The organism is Lentisphaerota bacterium (assembly GCA_016873675.1).
Lineage (GTDB): Bacteria > Verrucomicrobiota > Kiritimatiellia > RFP12 > JAAYNR01 > VGWG01.
In genome coordinates this window covers 1-19,122 of record VGWG01000053.1, presented here as the reverse complement: position 1 = coordinate 19,122, position 19,122 = coordinate 1, and the positions used below count along the sequence as shown (strand labels likewise).

17 protein-coding genes and 1 tRNA gene are annotated in these 19,122 nt (G+C 64.2%); 11 read left to right on the top strand and 7 right to left on the bottom strand.

Going from position 1 to position 19,122, the window contains the following annotated elements; all coding sequences use genetic code 11:
• Positions 1-31 precede the first annotated feature (31 nt).
• On the top strand, positions 32-250 hold the full coding sequence (locus FJ222_07955; protein MBM4164358.1) for a helix-turn-helix domain-containing protein: 219 nt from the start codon (positions 32-34) through the stop codon (positions 248-250).
• A 191-nt stretch (positions 251-441) separates the two neighbouring features.
• Here FJ222_07955 and FJ222_07950 read toward each other — a convergent pair.
• Together FJ222_07950 and FJ222_07945 are read right to left on the bottom strand one after the other, a co-directional pair.
• Positions 442-517, bottom strand: a tRNA-Lys gene (locus FJ222_07950).
• 41 nt (positions 518-558) lie between these two features.
• Positions 559-2,172, bottom strand: coding sequence for a D-aminoacylase (locus FJ222_07945; GenBank protein MBM4164357.1), 1,614 nt, complete (start codon positions 2,170-2,172; stop codon positions 559-561).
• 110 nt (positions 2,173-2,282) lie between these two features.
• Between FJ222_07945 and FJ222_07940 the strand changes: the two genes are divergently transcribed.
• The 10 genes from FJ222_07940 to FJ222_07895 all read left to right on the top strand — a co-directional run bounded on the left by FJ222_07940 (position 2,283) and on the right by FJ222_07895 (position 11,107).
• Positions 2,283-3,428, top strand: coding sequence for a permease (locus tag FJ222_07940; protein ID MBM4164356.1), 1,146 nt, complete (start codon positions 2,283-2,285; stop codon positions 3,426-3,428).
• Positions 3,425-4,120: a hypothetical protein gene (locus FJ222_07935; protein MBM4164355.1), complete on the top strand. Its 696-nt coding sequence runs from the start codon at positions 3,425-3,427 to the stop codon at positions 4,118-4,120. Before FJ222_07940 ends, FJ222_07935 begins: the two co-directional genes overlap by 4 nt.
• A gap of 45 nt (positions 4,121-4,165) precedes the next feature.
• A complete protein-coding gene (gene rnd / locus FJ222_07930; protein MBM4164354.1) occupies positions 4,166-5,347 on the top strand; it encodes a ribonuclease D in 1,182 nt (393 codons plus the stop codon).
• Positions 5,348-5,402: 55 nt separating this feature from the next.
• Positions 5,403-5,738, top strand: a complete 336-nt coding sequence (locus tag FJ222_07925) for a pyrimidine/purine nucleoside phosphorylase (GenBank protein ID MBM4164353.1) — start codon at positions 5,403-5,405, stop codon at positions 5,736-5,738.
• A 138-nt stretch (positions 5,739-5,876) separates the two neighbouring features.
• Positions 5,877-6,416 carry a hypothetical protein gene (locus FJ222_07920; GenBank protein MBM4164352.1) on the top strand — a complete coding sequence of 180 codons (540 nt, stop codon included), beginning with the start codon at positions 5,877-5,879 and terminating at the stop codon, positions 6,414-6,416.
• The gene (locus FJ222_07915; GenBank protein ID MBM4164351.1) at positions 6,403-7,521 is read left to right on the top strand and encodes an ATP--guanido phosphotransferase; all 1,119 of its coding nucleotides are present in this window, start codon (positions 6,403-6,405) and stop codon (positions 7,519-7,521) included. The genes FJ222_07920 and FJ222_07915 overlap by 14 nt, the downstream gene beginning before the upstream one ends.
• Positions 7,518-10,055, top strand: a complete 2,538-nt coding sequence (locus FJ222_07910; protein ID MBM4164350.1) for an ATP-dependent Clp protease ATP-binding subunit — start codon at positions 7,518-7,520, stop codon at positions 10,053-10,055. The genes FJ222_07915 and FJ222_07910 overlap by 4 nt, the downstream gene beginning before the upstream one ends.
• A 21-nt stretch (positions 10,056-10,076) precedes the next feature.
• Positions 10,077-10,244, top strand: coding sequence for a helix-turn-helix transcriptional regulator (locus tag FJ222_07905; protein MBM4164349.1), 168 nt, complete (start codon positions 10,077-10,079; stop codon positions 10,242-10,244).
• 216 nt (positions 10,245-10,460) lie between these two features.
• Positions 10,461-10,715 (top strand): acyl carrier protein, encoded by a 255-nt coding sequence (acpP, locus tag FJ222_07900; GenBank protein MBM4164348.1) that lies wholly within the window; start codon positions 10,461-10,463, stop codon positions 10,713-10,715.
• A 5-nt stretch (positions 10,716-10,720) separates the two neighbouring features.
• The gene (locus tag FJ222_07895) at positions 10,721-11,107 is read left to right on the top strand and encodes a DUF192 domain-containing protein (GenBank protein ID MBM4164347.1); all 387 of its coding nucleotides are present in this window, start codon (positions 10,721-10,723) and stop codon (positions 11,105-11,107) included.
• 20 nt (positions 11,108-11,127) lie between these two features.
• Here FJ222_07895 and FJ222_07890 read toward each other — a convergent pair whose 3' ends face one another.
• Genes FJ222_07890 through FJ222_07870 form a run of 5 tightly spaced genes read right to left on the bottom strand, consistent with a single transcriptional unit; the run spans position 11,128 to position 18,563 of the window.
• Positions 11,128-12,423, bottom strand: a complete 1,296-nt coding sequence (locus FJ222_07890; protein MBM4164346.1) for a protein BatD — start codon at positions 12,421-12,423, stop codon at positions 11,128-11,130.
• Entirely contained in the window at positions 12,420-13,112 is a 693-nt protein-coding gene (locus tag FJ222_07885; protein ID MBM4164345.1) for a hypothetical protein, read from the bottom strand. The genes FJ222_07890 and FJ222_07885 overlap by 4 nt, the downstream gene beginning before the upstream one ends.
• Positions 13,109-14,977, bottom strand: coding sequence for a protein BatD (locus FJ222_07880; GenBank protein MBM4164344.1), 1,869 nt, complete (start codon positions 14,975-14,977; stop codon positions 13,109-13,111). Before FJ222_07880 ends, FJ222_07885 begins: the two co-directional genes overlap by 4 nt.
• A 5-nt stretch (positions 14,978-14,982) precedes the next feature.
• Positions 14,983-17,520 carry a VWA domain-containing protein gene (locus FJ222_07875; protein MBM4164343.1) on the bottom strand — a complete coding sequence of 846 codons (2,538 nt, stop codon included), beginning with the start codon at positions 17,518-17,520 and terminating at the stop codon, positions 14,983-14,985.
• The gene (locus FJ222_07870; GenBank protein MBM4164342.1) at positions 17,517-18,563 is read right to left on the bottom strand and encodes a VWA domain-containing protein; all 1,047 of its coding nucleotides are present in this window, start codon (positions 18,561-18,563) and stop codon (positions 17,517-17,519) included. Before FJ222_07870 ends, FJ222_07875 begins: the two co-directional genes overlap by 4 nt.
• Positions 18,564-19,122 lie beyond the last annotated feature (559 nt).

Below are 19,122 nucleotides of genomic sequence, written 5' to 3'. Positions count from 1 at the left end.
GCGGCAATCAGCTTGAAGGAGGCTTGGGAACATGAAGAACAAGGAAACCGAAAACATCCGGCCGGGGTACCTGAGACGCGCTGCGGCGGCGAAATACCTGGGCGTCAGCATCCGCACCCTGGGCAACCTGCAGGCATCGAGGAGGGTGCCTTTCAGTAAACTGGGCGAGAAAACATGCCTGTTCAGGATCAGCGATCTCGACGCGATGGTGGCACGGTTCCGGCAGGACTGCATCGGAGGCGCCGCTTGAGAGGCGGCAGGGAAGCGGGGTTGCAGCGAAATCCTGAAAAGAAACGGTCAAAAGCGGGTATCTGGTGGTGACAAATTGCTGACAAAACACCTGCCAAAAACTGCCTTTTTATGCCATTTTCAGGACTATGCCAAGAGATACGTTTTACCCGTTTATTGACATCTAAACCTCTTATATTCAACGGTTTAGAGTGGTAGGCCGCGCGGGAGTCGAACCCGCGACCACATGATTAAAAGTCATGTGCTCTACCAACTGAGCTAGCGGCCTTTAGAAAGCGGGCATGATGAAAACAGAATTAGGGGGTTCTGTCAAGTATGGTGTAAAATAATTCCGCTCCGACGCCCCGTAAAACGGCCGTTATCATAGGTGACGGCGCCGTTGATCACGACGTGTCGCATGCCGGTGGCAAAACAATGGGGGGCTCCATAGGTAGCCGTGGAAGCGAAGGATGTGGGATCCCACACCGCTACGTCTGCATGGTACCCTGGCGCAATTCGTCCGCGTTCGGAGAGCCCAAACGCCTCAGCGGGGAGGCCTGTCATGCGATGGATCGCCTCGGATGCGTCCATCAGCCCTTCATCGACGGCCATCCGGAAGAATCGCGGCATGGTGCCGTACGCCCGCGGGTGCGGATGGTCGGCGCCAAGCACCCCGGTGGGGGCGCGCAGCGAGGCGTCGCTGCCGACCATGACCCAGGGCTGGCGGTAGATCCGCCGCAGATTGTCTTCCGACATGCCTCCGAAGAACGCGCCGGTTTTAGCCCTCCCTTCGCGGATCAGCCATGCCGCCGTTGCGCCGGGTGTCTCGCCGCGCTGCCGTGCGGCATCGGCCAGGGAACTGCCGCAGTAGGCTTGGCTCGGACTGGAATAACAGCCGCCCACGATCACACCGGACCAGTCGATCTCCGCCGCATCGAGTTCGGCGACAACCCGCGCACGTGTCTCCGGATCGTCCAGCGTTCTCAGAATCACCGCAGGTCCGCCGTCCGAAGCCCAGTTGGGAAGGATCATGTCCAGCTCGGTGGCGCCGAACGTGTAGGGATAGCGGTCGGCATAAACGGCCAGGCCCAAGGCGCGCGCGCGCTCAATCCGCTCCAGCGCGGCATCGATCTTGTGCCAGTTGCGCGGGTGAGCCGTCTTGAGATGCGAGATTTGGATGCGGATACCGGTCGCGCGGGTCAGGGCGAGTACCTCATCAAGCGCCTCCAACAGGTGGTCGCCCTCGCTGCGCATGTGGGTGGCGTACCCGGCCCCCCGGGCAGCCGCCGCGGAGGCGAGCTTGAGCACTTCGTCGGGTAGCGCAAATTTGCCAGGCTGGTAGACCAGCCCGGTGCTCAGTCCCGAGGCACCCTCGTCGAGCGCCTGCTCCAGGTTGCGGATCATCCGCGCCGTCTCTCCCGCGTCGGCCGGACGCGGCGCATAGCCCATGACCCCTTTGCGGAGGGTATTGTGGCCGACGTAGAGCTTGGCATTGACAGCGGGGCGAACCTCCTCCCACAGCGCACGATACTCGGCGACCGTGCGCCAGGTGGAACCGGGTTCGCCGGTCGCGCGGAGGCGGCCACGGCCGCCCGAACATCGCGGATAGATCATCGCGGCCCAATCTGAGGCGAGGCACTGGTCGTCCAGCGCGGGCACCCCGCTGCCGCCGCATTGACCGACCACTTCGGTGGTGATCCCCTGAGAGACCTTGCTGGGCGCATCGGGCTCCAGCAGCAGATAGGTGTCGGAGTGCGAGTGGGCGTCAATGAAGCCTGGCGTGACCCAGCAGGCGGTGGCATCGATGCGTTCGCGGGCCTCGACGGCGCGGAGGTCGCAGACCGCCGTGATACGGCCTCGGTGCACGCCCACGTCGGCTCGGACGGGGCGCGCCCCGCACGTTCCGTCTATCACCGTACCGCCTGCCAGGATGAGGTCAAACATAGGTGGACCCAGTGTAGCCGAGCGGGGGAAGGGAGACAATGCCGAATGTCGGACCGGTGGCGGAATATTCTGATCTTTCAGCGACGTGCAGTCGATGATACACTACACCCATGAGCAAGACGGCGATTAGTATTGCGGCGATCTGGCAGGTGGTGCTGCTGATGGCACCTTACCTGTTGCTGGGGTTTGCTGTGGCTGGAGCGCTCTCGGTTGTATTGACGCCCGCCTGGGTCGCGCGCCACCTCGGCCGACGTGGGGTGGGGCAAGTGGTGAAGGCCGCGCTGTTGGGCGTGCCGCTGCCGCTATGCTCGTGCGGCGTGATACCGCTGGCCTTCTCGTTGCGCAAGGCGGGCGCGGGGAAGGGTGCCACCGTCAGTTTCCTTGCCTCCACCCCGCAGACGGGCGTGGACAGTATTCTTCTCACCTATTCCCTGCTGGGGCCCATCATCACGGTCCTTCGCGTCGCAGCGGCGTTTGTCTCGGGCATTGTGGCGGGGCTACTGACGGATTGGGTGTGCGGTGAGGATGCGGTTGCGCCAGTGGCGCAACCGCCCGCGACGTCGGGGTCATGTTGCTGCGGTGACGGTGTGAAGCCGGCTTTCCCGGCTACGACGGGAGCGGGTGAGTCGTGTTGTGAGGGACATGCGGTGCCCGCCGAGGCGGTCCGTGGCGAGCCATCCGTCTGGCTGCGCGCGCTTCAGACCGGATTCGTGACGTTGCCGCGTGACATGGCCCGGCCGTTGATTCTAGGCGTGCTGATATCGGGCGTGGTGTCGGGCGTGGTGCCGGAGGATTTTTTTGCCGGACGCCTCCCGCCCGGAATCGCCTCGTATGCGCTGGCGCTGGCGATCGGCATTCCGATCTACGTCTGTTCGGCCTCGTCGGTTCCGATCGCGGCAACCTTTATTCACATGGGTGTCTCGCCAGGAGCGGCGATGGTTTTTTTGATCTCGGGGCCGGCGACCAATGCGGCTGGAATCGTGGCGATGTGGCGGCAGATTGGCCGCGCGGGCACGGCCGCCTATCTGGGGGCGATCGGACTCGTCTCCTGCCTTGCGGGAGTCCTGCTGGACGGTGTGATTGCTGGCGTCCGCGAGAGTGTGCCGATCATTCAGCCCGCGCATGACCATGCCGGGCAGGGCTCGGTCTGGTCGGTGGCGGCGGCGGTCCTGCTGCTGCTGCTGCTGCTTCCCGGCCTGTTGCGAAACACGCCTGCGAGCGGGACGGATCGGGAGCGGGAGGGGCTGGCATCATGACCGACATCTATGGCAACCCCTACCGCAGTCTAGCGGTCGCCCTCTGGCGCTGGGCGGAGTTTGCGGCGCTCTACATCGGCGTGCCTCTGGCGCTCCGGTTTCTGGTTCCGGCGCGTGCCCTGCTGCCCGTGTTGTGGGTCGCAGGGGCTGTGATCTGGTTCTCCCTGTCTCGGAAGCCATGGCCTGATCGGATGCGGGTGCTCTACGCCTGGGACGGCGGGAGGTATCGGATCAAACCCGTCTTGCTGCGTTTTTTGGCTGCGGCGCTGATCCTCACGCTGGCGCTGGCGCTGTTTGAGCCTGACGTGCTGTTCAGCCTTCCGCGCCAGAAGCCTGTGCTGTGGGGGATGATCCTGATCGGTTATCCCCTGATTTCGGTCTGTCCGCAGGGGATCATCTACCGCGTCTTCTATGAGGCCCGCTATACGGCGTTGTTCGGAGCCCATTCGCGCGTGTCCCTGATCGCTGGGGCGGCGGTGTTCAGTCTGGCGCATCTGCCGTTTCGCAATCCGTGGGCGATGCTCTTCACGTTCTTCGGCGGGCTGATGTTCTTGTCAACGTACCGCGCGACGCGGCGCGTCGGCCTCTCCAATCTCGAACACGCGCTGTACGGCGACTTCCTGTTCACCGTCGGGTGGGGTAAATACCTCTACCATGGAACCCAAGCCATCGCCGAGGCGGTGACGGGGTAGGGGCCGCTCGCCGGAACACGTCATCACCAAGCAACAGGAAGGCCTATGTACTACATTCAAACCAAGAGCGACCTGCAAAATCTGGTCGGTCGATTGATGGATCAACCGCGCGTGGCGCTGGATACGGAGTTTGTCTGGGAGCGGACATTCTATCCGATCCTCGGTCTGGTCCAGATGGCGCTGGCCGATGGGACCTGTCATCTGATCGATACGGTGGCCGTTCCCGATCTGTCGCCACTGGCCGATATGCTCGCCGACCCCCGGATCGAAAAGATTTTGCACGATGCGCCGCAGGATTTGATGATCCTGACCCGCGCATCAGGCGCTCCGGCACGGCATGTCTTTGACACGCGTCTTGCGGCCGGATTCGCCGGACTGGACAGTCAGACCTCGCTCCAGAATCTGCTGGCCGTTCTCCTGGGGGTGCAGTTGCAGAAGGGCCAGACCCGCACGGATTGGACGGTTCGTCCGCTGTCCCCCGAACAGGTGGACTATGCCGTTGATGATGTCCGGCACATGGTTCGTGCGGCAGACCTGTTGAGGGAGAAGGCCAGGGCTGCGGGCGTGGAGGCCTGGATGGACGAGGAAATGGGTGAGCTTTATGACAAGGCGGAGTACCGGGACGCCGCGCCTGAGAACGCTTACACCCGCATCCGCGCCGGGATGTGTATGCCACCCCGCAACCTTGCCGTCCTCAAGGAACTGGCAGCTTGGCGTGAGCGGACGGCGCGTGAGGCGGATCTGCCGCGCGGGTTTGTGGCTGCCGATCATGAATTGGTGTCGGTGGCCCAGGCGTTGCCCGTCAACGAGGCCGGGCTGGCCGCATGCAGACAGGTCGATCCGCGCATGGCGCGCCGACGCGGTCCGGATCTGCTCGCTGCCGTGCAGCGCGGACTGAATGTGCCCGAATCGGAAAGGCCACAGCCGCTCGGGCAGCCCGATGAACAGCAGGCCGGAAAGGGCCGCATTCAGGCCTTGCAGGCGGTGATCCGGAAGAAAGCGGAGGCGCGGATGATCGACGCGCGGATCGTGGCCACAAAGGCAGATATGATCCGGATGCTGATTGCAGATTCCGAAGCCGGTGCACGACCTGAAGACCACCGTCTGCTGCGGGGCTGGCGTGCGGAACTGCTGGGCCCGTGCAACACAACAGGCGCTCCGCGCGGGTGCGGATCGGCTGGAGAAACGCTCGATTTGCGATGCGAACACGGAGTTGGAAGCCGCTGAGACACAATGGTACGGAGACGGGCAGTTCAGGTTATAGCGTCAACACAAAAGGATAATGAGAATGAAAGAGAATCAGATGGAGTTCCGGGGTGTGACGGTGCAAGCTAAGGCCAATGTCTATTTTGACGGAAAGGTTGTCAGTCATACGATCCTTCTGGCGGACGGGACGCGCAAGTCGGTCGGTGTGATCTTTCCGGGCCAGTTCCACTTTGGCACGGCCCAGGCGGAGCGGATGGAAATCACTGTCGGCGACTGTGCCGTCAAACTGAATGGGCAATCGGAATGGACCCGGTATGCCGCCGGACACTCGTTTGAGGTGCCCGCCAAGTCCGGATTCGACATTGAAGTGAAGTCCGGATTTATGGAATACGTGTGTACGTTTCTGCACTGACCGGTCAATCGCCAGAACGTCCGATACGATCAGGGATTTAGGGATTTATATGGGTCTGGTATTGCCCTCACTCACGCCTTTGGCGTATACTATGGATCAATTTGAAACAGAGGACAGGCCCAGCGCGGAGAGTGTCTCATGTTGTGTGAAAAATGCAGGCAACGGCAGGCCGAGATCGCCATCCGGGAGGAGTCCGGGGGCGAAACGCGCGAGTTGTACGTGTGCCAGGCATGTGCGGGTGCGGGCGGGCTGATCGACAAAAAACTGACATCCATGGTCGAGATGATTTTCGACGCGGCGCTGGGACTGGTAGCGCGTCCCGTCGGGGCGCAGACGGCGGCCGACGACCCGGTGTGTCCGGTTTGCGGCATGACCCGGCAGGCGTTTCGCAAGCGTGAACGTTTGGGGTGCGAGGCCTGTTACACGGCCTTCCGGCGTGATACCGAGGCGATGATCCGCGACATGCACGCGGGCGTTCGCCATGTCGGCAAGGTGCCCGCCGGGGCGGTTGCGGCGCGAACCTGTGCCGAGCTGGAGCGGGCACTGAAACGGGCCATCGCCTCGCAGCGTTTTGAGGAGGCGGCCCGGTTGCGCGACGCGCTGGCAACGATGTCGAGTCCGGGCAAATCCGCACGTGTGGACGGAGGCGCAAAAGGGGGGGAACATGCTCCTCAATGAGCCCGATGAGCCGAAGGCCACGGGCGTGCCGATCAAAGGCCAGCTCCCCGAGCCTCAGATCATCATGAGCAGCCGGGTGCGGCTCGCCCGCAACCTGCGCGGCGAGCGATTTCCCGACTGGGCCTCTGAGCGGGAGCGCGTGGAGGTGCTGCGGCGGGTCGGCGCGGCGGCGGTGTTGGCCGCAGAGCATCCGGATGCCCAGGTCATCCCGATGGAGGGGAGTGATGGCGTGCGGATGGAAACAATGCGCGAACGATCCCTCATCAGCCAGGATCTGGTGGATCGTGGCGTGGGCGCAGGCTTTGTCTATGCGGGGATCCGCTCGCTCTCGGTGATGATCAACGAGGAAGACCACATCCGCATCCAGGCATTTGCACAGGGGCTGGGGCTGTCGCGCGCCTGGGAAATTGCCGATGCCTTTGACACGCGCCTGGAAAAGCTCCTGCCGTATGCGTTCTCGGAGCGTCTGGGGTATCTGACGGCCTGTCCGAGCAACATTGGGACGGGGATGCGCGCGAGTGTGATGGTACACCTTCCGGGATTGCGGCTCAGCGGCGACCTCGACGCGGTGATCAGGGGATTGGAGCGGTTGCGATTTACGGTGCGGGGCATCGGCGGTGAGGGATCCGCGGCCTCGGGCCACCGGTTCCAGATTTCCAACCAGGGAACGCTCGGACTGAATGAGCAGGCGGTCATCGCTTCGCTTGAGCGCGTGACGATCGCGGTGGCACGCCAGGAGGGGCTGGCTCGCAAGCGGGTGCTGCGTGACATGCCCGTGGTGGTCCAGGATTGCGTTTCGCGCGCGCTGGCGATTTTGCAGAACGCGCACCTGATCCAGACCGATGAGGCACTGGACTATCTCTCTGCGGTCAGGATGGGGATCGAAATGGGGGTGATTCAAGATGCCCGTCCCGACGTTTTGGAGATGCTGGAGTTGAGGGTCCATCCGGGCCATCTGCAGGATTATCTGAAGGAGGAACTGGACCCCGAACAACGGGACCTGCGCCGAGCCGACCTGTTGCGCGAAAGCCTCGGATTCTGGACTGTCAAGGAGTGGCTGGTGCGAAAAGCCCGAAAACGATTGATTGTGAAGGAGAAAAAATGAGCGGTTTTGATGGTTTCACCGCACGCGCGCAGCGTGCCATTCAACTGGCGGCCAAAGAGGCGGATCGTTTCAACCACCCGTACATCGGCACCGAGCATATTTTGCTTGGACTGATCGCGCTGGGTGAGGGGATTGCGGTCGAGGTGCTCGAAGGGATGGGCCTTTCCCTGGAGGATATCCGGCTGGCGGTCGATCGCATGGTCGGTCAGGGCGGCGAGACCCGGACGTTGGGGGCAAAACCCTACACGCCCCGTGCCAAGAAGGTTTTTCAGCTTGCGACCAACGAGGCGCGGGCGCTCACCCAGCCCGAGGTCGGCACCGAGCACCTGCTCCTCGCGCTGCTCCGCGAGGGAGAGGGCGTGGCGGCCCAGGTGTTGATGGGCTTCAACATCACGTTGGAGGACCTGCAGGCGGCGATACACAAGTACCTCGATGCGAATTTCGACGAGGACGACGGTGTAGCCGATGGCGCGCCGGGCGCTGCGGCGCATCAGACCGGCGCGGCCGAGGCCGCCACCCCGACGAAGCCGGGCGAGCCCGCCGCCAAGGCAAAGACGAAGACGCCCGCGCTCAACGCGTTCGGGCGTGATCTCACCGAATTGGCGAAGAAGGGTGAACTGGATCCGGTGGTCGGGCGCAAGAACGAGCTGGAGCGGGTCATCCAGATCCTGTGCCGGCGGACCAAAAACAACGCGGCGCTTCTGGGCGAGGCCGGTGTCGGCAAGACGGCGGTGGTCGAGGGGCTCGCTCAGGCGATCATTTCGGGCGATGTCCCTGAGCGGATGCGCGGCCGGCGCGTCGTGGCGCTGGACATGGCGCTGATGGTCGCAGGCACCAAATACCGCGGTCAGTTCGAAGAGCGGATCAAGGCGGTGATGGACGAGATCCGGCGCGAGAAGAACGTGATCCTCTTTCTGGATGAGCTGCACACGATCGTCGGCGCGGGCAGCGCCGAGGGGACGATGGATGCCTCCAACATCATCAAACCGGCGCTGGCTCGGGGCGAGTTGCAATGCATCGGCGCAACCACGCTTAACGAGTTCCGCAAGTCGATCGAAAAGGATGCGGCGCTGGAACGGCGGTTCCAGACTGTGCGCGTCGACGAGCCGACGATCGATGACTCAATCGCCATTCTCAAGGGGATTCGCGAGCGCTACGAGCAGCACCACAACGTGCTTTATTCCGATGATGCGCTCGTGGCGGCGGTCCAGCTCACGGCCCGCTATCTTCCCGGGCGGCAGCTTCCCGACAAGGCGATCGATGCGATCGATGAGGGCGGCGCCCGCGTCCGAATGGGCGCGGCGGTGCGCCCGCCGGACCTGCGCGAGCACGAGGCGAAAATCGCCGCTATCGTGAAGCGCAAGGATGAGGCGATCAAGGGGCAGCACTTCGAGGAGGCGGCGGCGCTGCGCGACGCCGAGCGGCAGACCAAGGAGGATCTCGAAAAGATCGTCAAAAGCTGGCGTGAGGAACATGCCGAGAAGGCGCTGCCGGTGTCGGTTGACGACATCATGACAACCGTGGCGCGCATTTCCGGCGTGCCGCTGGAACGGATGAGCGAAGGCGAGCTGGCGCGGTTGCTGAAGCTGGAGGAGACGCTGAAGGGTGTCGTGATCGGCCAGGAGCCTGCGGTCCAGGCCGTGGCGAGGGCACTGCGGCGGTCACGGGCGGACCTCAAGGATCCCCGCCGTCCGATCGGCACCTTCATTTTTCTCGGACCGACCGGTGTCGGCAAGACGCTATTGGCCAAGGCGATCGCCGAGCGAATGTTCGGCGATGAAAAAGCGCTGATCCAGATCGACATGTCGGAGTACATGGAGAAGTTCAACGTGTCACGTCTCGTCGGCTCGCCGCCGGGATACATCGGCCACGAGGAGGGCGGGCAACTCACCGAACGGGTGCGGCGGCGCCCGTACAGCGTGGTGCTGTTCGACGAAGTGGAGAAGGCGCACCCCGACGTGATGCACATGATGTTGCAGATCCTCGAAGAGGGGAAGCTAACCGATAGTCTCGGCCGTCAGGTCGACTTCCGTAACACGGTGGTGATCCTGACGTCCAATCTTGGCTTCGATTTTGCCCGATCCAACAAGGGGCTTGGATTCTCCCGCGGCACGGAAGCTGACGATTTTGAGCGTCTCAAGAGCCAGTTGCTCGCCGAGGCTCGGATGGTGTTCAAGCCTGAGCTCCTCAACCGGTTCGACGACATCATTGTGTTCCGCAAGCTTGAGCGGGATGATGTGGCGAAGATCCTCGTGTTGGAGCTGGCGCGCGTCCGGGGCCGCTTGGAGGCCAAGGGCATCACGCTGGACGTTTCGCCCGAAGCGACGGCGTTTCTTATCGACAAGGGATACGACCCGGCGCTTGGCGCCCGTCCCCTCCGGCGGGCCATCGAGCGGTACGTTGAAGACCCGCTCTCCGACGAGTTGCTCCGGTCGGTGTTCAAAGCCGGACCGATCCGCGTCGAGCCCGACCCCGATGGCGTCGGACTCCGCTTCCGCCATGCGTCGGCTGAGGGTGCGACGGCGGGCGCGTGAGCACGGACCGTCTGCGGTGCCATGCTGGACATGCAGGCCCAACTCGCCGACAAGCTCGGCATTCGGCAGAACATGGTCAGCGACTACGAGCGTGGGCGTCGCACCTATTCCGATTCAATGGCCAATCGGATCAGCCAGACGCTCCAGGTTAAGGAAGAGCACATCAAATACGGAAGCGATTCGGGATAGGATCGCCCCTCCCACGCCACCTAATCGTACGGATCGCGTACTGAACGGTTCGGCGCTTGAATGCGATGCGCACCCTTAACCGCCACCCTGACTTCGCTACCCGACCCGCTTCCAACGATCCTGCCGTTCCTTTAGATTTTCTTCTGGATTTACAACCCAATTTTGTGCACACTCTTGGGGATGTGAAAAGGGTGACAACACAGGGGAGACGGGAGTATGACGGCTGACTTCGAGAAACGGGTACGGGAATTGATTGCCGAGCAGTTAGGCGTGGCCGTCGAGCAGGTGGTCACCGACGCCAACCTTGTCAGCGACTTGGGCGCCGACTCGCTCGACGTGGTCGAGTTGGTCATGGCGCTTGAGGACGAGATGGGCGTGGAGGTCCCCGACGAGGACGCACAGAAACTGGTGACGGTCGGGGCGGTGCTCGCCTACCTGAAGGAAAAAGGGGTTGGCGCCAAGCGCGGGTAACGGGCATGAAAACGGGCGCCCTTTGGCTGAATGACGCCGCGTGGATCGGATCGGTCCGCGTGGCGTCTTCGTTTTTTCAGCGGTTGCGGGGATTGCTGGGGTGTCGCGGGCTCGGGTCTGGGTGCGGGCTGCTCATCGAGTCGTGCAGCGCCGTGCACACGGTGGGGATGCGGTTTGCGTTGGATCTGATCTTCATCGATGCGCAGTGGCGGATCGTCGCGTGCGTGCGGGGCGTCCGTCCCGGCCGCTGGTGCGTTCCGGGCGGGTTGCGCGCCCGGCGTGTCGTCGAAGTTGAGAGCGGCTGGCTGGATCTGACGCAGGTCCCGGTCGGCGCGCACCTGCGCTGGGTGGACGCGCAAGAATCCGATGCTGGATCAGATGGTCTGCGCTAATGGCGCTCGCGTGTGACGTGTCATTCAAACACCCCCGACATCTCGGACGACTCGTGCGTCACGCTCGTCACGGGTATCCAGGCTTCGCGGTCGGCGGCACGTACCCGTACCCAGCCCGGGGTGTGTTCAAGAGGGAGAACAGAGGCGCCCGGGTGGAGGTCGAAAAGCGGACATGCTCGATCAGAGGGCGCCAGGCGGGCGGTGACCGACGTCCCAACTTTCAGCGCCCGTGCCTCGGCTGCCTGGCTGAAGCGGCGCGAGGCGGCAACGCCCAGCGCGAGAATCAGAAGACCGGCGATCACGGCAGGTATGCGGCGGACGCGAAAGAGCATGCCGGTGACCGCCGCAGCGAGAATGAGCGCGGACGCAAGAGGCACCAATTGGCGGATCTTGGCGACGGTCTCGGCGATCGCAAGCTCAGGGGGTCGGACCCGATTTCCATCGGAGGGACGCGCGGCGGGCGTGATGTCGATGCGGCGAATGGCCGGTTCGGCCGTCGTGGTGTGGGCAAAGGTCAGGCGGAAGGGTTCGATCATCGCGGTTCGATAGGCGGCCGTATCAGGGTCGAAATAGACAAAGCGGGGAGTGCCCACGACAGTGGCATTGGTTGAGAGGGGAATCACAACCTGACGGAATGAGAGACGCGGCGGCCGGGCCTCACGTGCGGTCTCTTGCGCGGGATAAGTCTTGAAATCGGAGCCGGGGTCTGGCGGCACCAGCGTGGCATCGGCCAGCCAGCCGTTTCCTGTGAGCACGTATGAGAGTGTGACGAGATCGCCCGGCGAGACGGTCTGAGGTGAGGCGTCACCGGAAAGCGTGAATCGCCCGATCGCACCCGAGAAGTCGGGCGGTCGTCCCTGACTGGGAAGGTCTCGGACGTTGAGTCTGGCCGATGAGATCTGATACGTGACCGGATAGGAACGCATGTGAGAGAAGACGCCCCGCGAGACCCGCTCGACGACCTGTCCGCGCAGCGTGCACGTAACGGTCGTTACAAAGGCGCGCGAGGCCTGGCCTTCGGCCGTGTAACGCAGAACATCGGCCGCAGTTCCGCCATCGGCTCGGATGCCTTTGCGTTCGGCGGCCACGAAATTGATAAAACGGACAAGCGAGGGGTCGGGCAATCCCTCAAGATTCAGGTTTTCCAGTTCAACGCCAGGGGTGACCGTGACGTCCAGAATCAGGGTGAAAGGCTGTCCGACAAAGGGGGTCTCTGGATCAAAGCGCAGCGTGGCCTGCTGGATCTGGGCCCGAACACGGGCGGGAATGCAGAGTGAGAGCGTGAGTGCCAGAAGGAAGCGAAAGGTGGACTTCATGATGCGTCCTCCCCGCCGTTGCTGGTGAAGACGCGCGTGGGCCAGGAACGGCTGTCGCGGTATTCCTGAAGCAGGGTGATGGCGGTACTGGTACCATAGATGGCAAACAGAAACAGGCCGGCCCACACCCAAGGCCGTGCAGCGGCGGGGCGAAACAGACGGATGAACAGGCCGGCGAACAGAATCACCCAGCCCACGGCGGCCGCGCCTGCGCGGTGGCGGCAGGGAGATTCATAGTGCCAGAAAAAGGCCGTGTGGGTCCACGGAAGCGGAGCGGGGGGGGCAAGGGCGAACGGAAGCGATCGAGGCGCGTCATCGGCTGACGGCGGCGCATCCAGCAGGCCATACGCGAGGCGGAGGTTAGCGCGGGTGGCGGGGGTCGCGCCGAGGCGGCGTTCGGCGCGATCCAGCGCCGCAATGGCGTTGGGAGCGTCACCGGCCAGCAGCAGCGCCGTGCCGAGATTATAGAATAGCGCGCCGCGGGTGTCGCCATCGAGAACCAGACGGTTGTAAGTCCGGGCGGCTTCAAGAAAATCCGCGTGAGCGCGAGCGGTGGACATGCGGGCGTTGGCCCGCTCCCATCCGAAGGCCCTCGATGTCTCATCCGAGCGGGCGGCCGTGGCGAGCCAGAAAACCGTGATCAGGATGAGCGACGGGTGGAAGCGGGACGTTGGATCACCCCTATTCATTCGCCTGCCTCCCTCCGCGCGGCAAGCGCGGTTTCAATCCCGGTCAGGACGTTGCGGGCCTCGGAAACGATGCTGGCGGGTGCAGCGCCGTGACTGTAGATCGCCTCATCGAGACGTTCGAGAAGGGAACGGAACGCGTCGGCCAGCGGGTGCGGGACGCCGTTGGCGACGAGCAGGCGTGAGGCCTCGGGGGGCGTCAACGACCGGCCGGTTGCCTGAAGACGGTCTGTGAGATAATCGCGCAGGGCTGCGGCGGCCGCGCCCGGTTCCGCCGCGTGGGTGAGGCGGCGACGGGCCTGGGTGGCGGCGCGAAGGCGGCGGCTGGCCAGGCGCATGCCGCCGCGCCGCCGCCAGAGGAACCGGCCCGTGATACCGAGCAGCAGAAGGGCGGGGCCCGACAGAATCAGCGGTAGCAGAAGCCGGGCGGAAGGGAGCAGCGGCGTGGCGTCATCCGACAAGGTGGTGGCTGCAGGCACGGGAGCCGTGTCGGACCTGATGAAGAGACTGGACGAACTCAGCGCATCGCTGACCACCTGCGTGGTGGCGCGCGCCTGGATGGGGATAGGGCGCGACGACACCGTCTCATAGCGCTTCACGGTCGTGTTGTAATAGGCGACGCGGATGGGCGGGAACTCGATCGTTCCGGTTCGAATGGGACGGACGCGCCAGGTGAACCGTTTGCCCGATTCAATTGCGGTCGTGGTGACGTTGTCGTCGTAAATACGGAAATCCCGGATCAAATCCTCCTGCAGCGCGAGCAGCGGCGGACGGAGATTGGAGAGGCTGATGGCGCCGGTCAGGTCGAGCGTGAGGGTGAGCGGGTCGCCGACCTTGCAGACATCGGTGTCGAAGCCGGCCTGGGCCGTCAGATTACTTCCGACGGCGCCGATGAACCACGCAGGTCGCCCCGTTTCCGGAGGAGGCGTGACGCGGACGGTGACCGCCGGGGCGACGGCGAAGATCTCTTCGAACCGGGCTCTTTGATCCGGATTCACCCCGGTCATGACCGCGCCCTTGAAGATCATGGGGCCGAAGGTGTAGTCGCCTTCGGCCAGAGGGCCGTATGTGAATTCATGGGCGTAGACCCAGAAATTCGTGCCGCCCCGGTTTTCACGGACGGGGTCCAGGCGGAACCGAAAGGGATTCTCGAAGCTATCGGCATAGTTGTTGATCAGGAAAGTGGGTTGCCGCCCCGACGCGGCCTTCGCGCACGATTCAAGAAACGCGCGAATATCGGGCTGCTGCAGGCCCTTGATCTCCGCGATGTTCAGAAAATCAGCTTCCAGGCGCGGCGGGTTGTTGGCGTGGATCGGCTCGATGTCGTGATAGGGTGGAGGGATCGGCGCGATGGCGATGGCGAACGTGATGCGGAAGGGCTCGTCCACCAGAGCGGCGGTGGTCGATGCGGCGAGTGATCCGATCACGGTCGATTGAGCGGTCACGCCGATGACGGTGACGGGGGGGCTCGCTGCCGAGAGGGTCTGCCCGTCATTACGCAGCGTAACCGAATCCGTCCTGAAAAGCCCTTCCCGGAGGGGTTTAATCTGAAAGACAAACATGCGACCGCGCGTCTCCTCACGACGGACATGGCCGTTGATGTTCGAGATCATGCGGCGGCTGATGGATTGCGAGCCCAGATAGGCGATATCGGCGCCGCTCAGGGCCGAGAGATCCGGCAGTGTACGATCATCGTCGGCACCGTTGACGGTCACGTAAAGATTAAAGGACTCGCCCAAGTAGATGCGGTTTCGGTCTGGCCGGACCGTGAGGGCGACCGGTTGGGCGAAGGCGGTTGATCCCGATACGATCGACAGGATCGATATGATCGACAGGATCGATACTAGACGTGCCGACTTCGCTTGCATACGCTTCACCAGTCCCGATCGGAGGGCGACATGGGTAGATTACGCATCTGCTCACGCTTGCGCTCGTCCTGCTCTTTCTCCCGTTCCAGGGCGCGGCGGAGCATCTCCTGAACATCCTGAGGCGGCGGTTGTTTCTGATCCTCTGGCTTGGGGCTTTTCTGCTCGTTCGTTTCGGGTGGCGGCTCTTTTGACTCCGAGGGCTCGGGTTCCGACGGCGGTGGCGACTGAGGCGGCGGCTGTCCGGAAGCGCCTGACGACGGATTCTGCGGAAGCAACTCGCGGATGCGCATCAGCTTCTCGAGCGCCTGCTGCTGCAGGGTCCGCGGCGTCGGCGTGCGCAGGGCCTCGGTTTGAAGCCGTTCGGTTTCTTCGGCGAGCCGCTCGATCTCGGCGCGAGCCTCGGGCGTGAGGGTCGGCGCGTTGGTATCGGCCTGGGCTTGTTGCTGAACCTGATCGGCCCATTCCGGAAAGCGCTCGCGGAAATGCTGGGTCAGCGCCAGCGACTCGGGTTGCGGCGGATAGCGCAGAGGCTGCGCGGCAGAGTTGAGCGCGTTGGATTGCGTGGTGATCGCCTCGCCGACCAACGGCGGCGGAGCGGCGATCTGCTTCCAGAGGACGTAGGCAAAGGGCTCAATCCTGGCCACATCCTGCAGGGCCGACGGATCCATGTCGCGCAATTTCCGGGTGGAGTCGCGCAGGGCATCGCGAGCGGTCTCGAACGTGGAGGCCAAGATGGCGCGCTGTTGGTCGTTGGTGATCGCGCCCGATTCGAGGAGCACGCGTTTGAGCGGAATGAGAAGGTCGCCCGCCTTCTGCTGACGGGCGGCCAGCGCCTCTGCGGCGGTGATCAGACGCGGGGCTTCGTTGGTGAATACGGCTGGAATTTCGTCCAGCAGCGCCCGCTGTTCACGGAAGAGGGACTCCAGCAGGGAATCCGGTTGGGGGTTGGGGTGGGCCTTCAGGACGGCTTCGATGTGCGCATTTTCGCGGGCATCGGGAAGGGCGGGGGCGACACGGGAGAGATTGCGGATACGGCGGGGGTCGTCGGGCGTCGCGCGCAAGGCGGTCTGGAGGGCGGAGGCGGCGGTCTCGAGATGGGCGACTCGGGTGTCCGCGCCTTCTCCCGCCTTGATCGCGCGCGACTGGTCGAGGGCGGCTGACGCGAGCAGTTCGGCGGCTCGCGGCCCCACAGTTCGCGAGTGGGCGAGGGGTTTGAGAAGCGCGGCCGCCTCGTTCGGTTTGTCCGCCTGGATCCACGCGAGCGCGGCGTTGTAGAGCCACTCGGCGGCGGTATCCGTGTCGGCGCTGCGGGCGGCTGCGGTGAAGCCAGCGGCCGCCTCCTCGTACTGCCCCCTGCGATAGAGCGCCTGGGCGTGACGGGCCGTGGCGCGGCCACCGGGCAGCGTGGCGGCCGCGCTGGGGCTCGCGGAATTGGTCGTCGCTGGGGGCTCGCCCGCGCGGGCAGCGCAGGCGAGGGTGAGCACGGCGAGCAGGGCACGCGCGCGGACGATGGAGGGGGGGGGCGTCATTCGGGTGCGGGCGCCTGCGAGACGTCCGCGCGAGAGACAGGCGGCGGCGACGAGCGCGAGAATGGCGGGCAGCAGAAAGATAAGATAGCGTTCGACATACTGATTCTCCAGAGTCTCCCGGTTTTCACGGGCGGAGATCGTGCGGAGGTGGCGGCGATAGATGGCGCCGAGCGTGGTGTGGGCGGTGCCAGCGGTGGCGAGCGGAATGTAGGAGCCACCCGACTCTCGGGCAATTGCGGCGAGGGTTGACTCCATGAGGCGGGTCTGTACCACCTGGCCTTTGAAGCGGAGGGAGTCGGCGCTGGAATCGCCGGGGATGGTGGCACCCGCCGGATCGCCGATCCCGACCGTGAAGATCGGAATTTTGCGCTTGCCGGCTTCTCGGGCAGCGGCTGTGGCATCGCCAGTGAGCTCCTCGCCGTCGGAGATCAGGAGAATCGCATTGTGGTCCTCGGGCATTCCCTCCAGAGCCTCCAGCGACTTCTTGATCGCATCGGCGAGGTCGGTCTCCCCCCGGGGGGCGGATTCGGGCGAGACCCCGTCGATCGCCTGCCGCAGAAAAGAGTAGTCGGTGGTCAGCGGGCAGAGCAGAATGCCTCGGCGGCGGAAAGCCAGCAGGCCGGCATTATCGCCTTTGAGCTCCGGAATCAGGTCGAGAATGTCCACCTTGGCGCGCTCAAGGCGGTTGGGGTGGACATCGCTGGCGAGCATGGAGCGGGAAACATCGAGGGCGATGAGCAAGTTGCTGCCGCGAGTGAAGATCGTCTCGTCACGACGGCCCCACTGTGGACGCGCCGCGGCGATGGTGAGCAGGGTCAGCGCGGCGAGTGCGAGGATGATCTGTGCGAGGGTGCGCGCGCGTGATCGGGGGGGGAGAAGTCGTGCCTGGAGCGCAGGCGCGACCCAATCGGCCAGACGCGCCTCGGCACGGGATGCGGCCCACCACCAGGCCAGGCCCACCAACGGAATGAGCGACAAAAGCAGCAACAGATACGGCTGAACAAACCGGATCATAACAGCCTCCGGAGGGTGAGCATGCCGAGCGTGAGCGCGGCACAGACAAGCGTCGCGCCGACGAAGAGCGGCCACACAAACCACTCCTGATACCGCATCAGGATTTGACGGTCAATGCGTGTGGTCTCCAAACGGCCGATCTCGTCAAGGGCCGTCTTCAGACCCTCTGGATCACGCACGTTGAAATAGCGGGCGCCTGTGACACTGGCGATGGAGCGGAGTTGGGTTTCGTCGAGGCTCACCTCGCCCCATCCGATCACGGAGCGCCCGAAGTCGTCACGGGTTCGGAAGGGGGCGCGGCCGGTGCTGCCCACGCCAATGGTGTAGACGCGGATGCCCAACTTCTTTGCCGCCTCGGCCGCTTGGTCCGGTGTGATGATGCCCGTGTTGGATTCGCCGTCGCTCAGCAGGACAATAATCCGGGTCTTGGGCTCGGAGTCGGTGAGGCGTGCGCAGGCCGTGGCCAGTCCGTCGCCGATGGCCGTCAGCAGTTCTTCCCGAGCAACCGGACGGCCCTGATCGTCCATGTTGGCGCTTGGGACTTGCACCCCGTTCAAGACGTGAAGCAGGGCACGATGGTCGGCGGTGAGTGGGCTACGGGTCGAGGCATAGCCCCCGAAAGTGATGAGTGCGAGCAGGTCGTCGGGACGCTGGCGGATGAAGGCCGCAAAAGTCTCCTTCACAACAGCGAGACGTGTTTTCTCGGTCACGGTGCCGAGGGCCGAGCGGGGCGAGAGATCGAGCGCCTCCATCGAGCCGGAGATATCCACAGTCATGGCGATGGCGATCGCATCGACCGTGCGGCGCTCGCGGGCGATAAACGTCTGGGGGCGCGCGGCGGCAATAATGAGACAGGCGAGCCCGACGAGAAACACCGCAGGCAGCATGCGTGAGGCCCATACGCGCCAGCCCGCCGTGTGAACGGGCAGCCGACGGATCGGCGCAAAAAGTATTCCGGCCCGCTCGCTGCGGCGGTAGAGTCGCCAGACAGCCAGGAGCCAGGGAATCAATAGAAGAGCAGCTAGGGGGTAGGCAAAGCGCATGGTGTCATCACAAACGAGCGAGCAGCGGCGACAGCCGCATCTGTCATGGTCGGAGTGGCCGTCTGACCGGCGAATTTTATCAGATCAGCCGATTCCAGAAACTCCCGGAGCGGACCGAGTGTCGCAGCGGCGAAAGCCGGATGCGACACGGCGGCCTGAAGGAACTCTTCCGTGGTTTGCGAGGGGGCGTGGATACCGTGCGTCCGCTCGATATAACGGCGGACAACGCCGGTCAGTTCAATATAGAAGTCCTTGTACAGGCCCTTTTCGACCAGCCGGCGGCGGATCAGTCTCTCCAACTCGGCGAGCGCCCGTTCGCCCGGTGATAGGCGCGCCTCGCGGACGCGACGTCGGATATGGGTAAGCCCCCACAGCGCGGCCGCCAGCAGGCCGACGACGGCTAGGCCGATACCGACCCAGCCGGTGACTGTGCGAGCGGAGGGGGCGACGTAGACCGGTTGGGCTTCAATTTCGAGGTCGCCGTCGGCCTTGGGCGCGCGCGCCGCAGCGGGAAAATAGACCGCCCGAGTGGCGAATGTGGTGACCAGCGACGGCACGC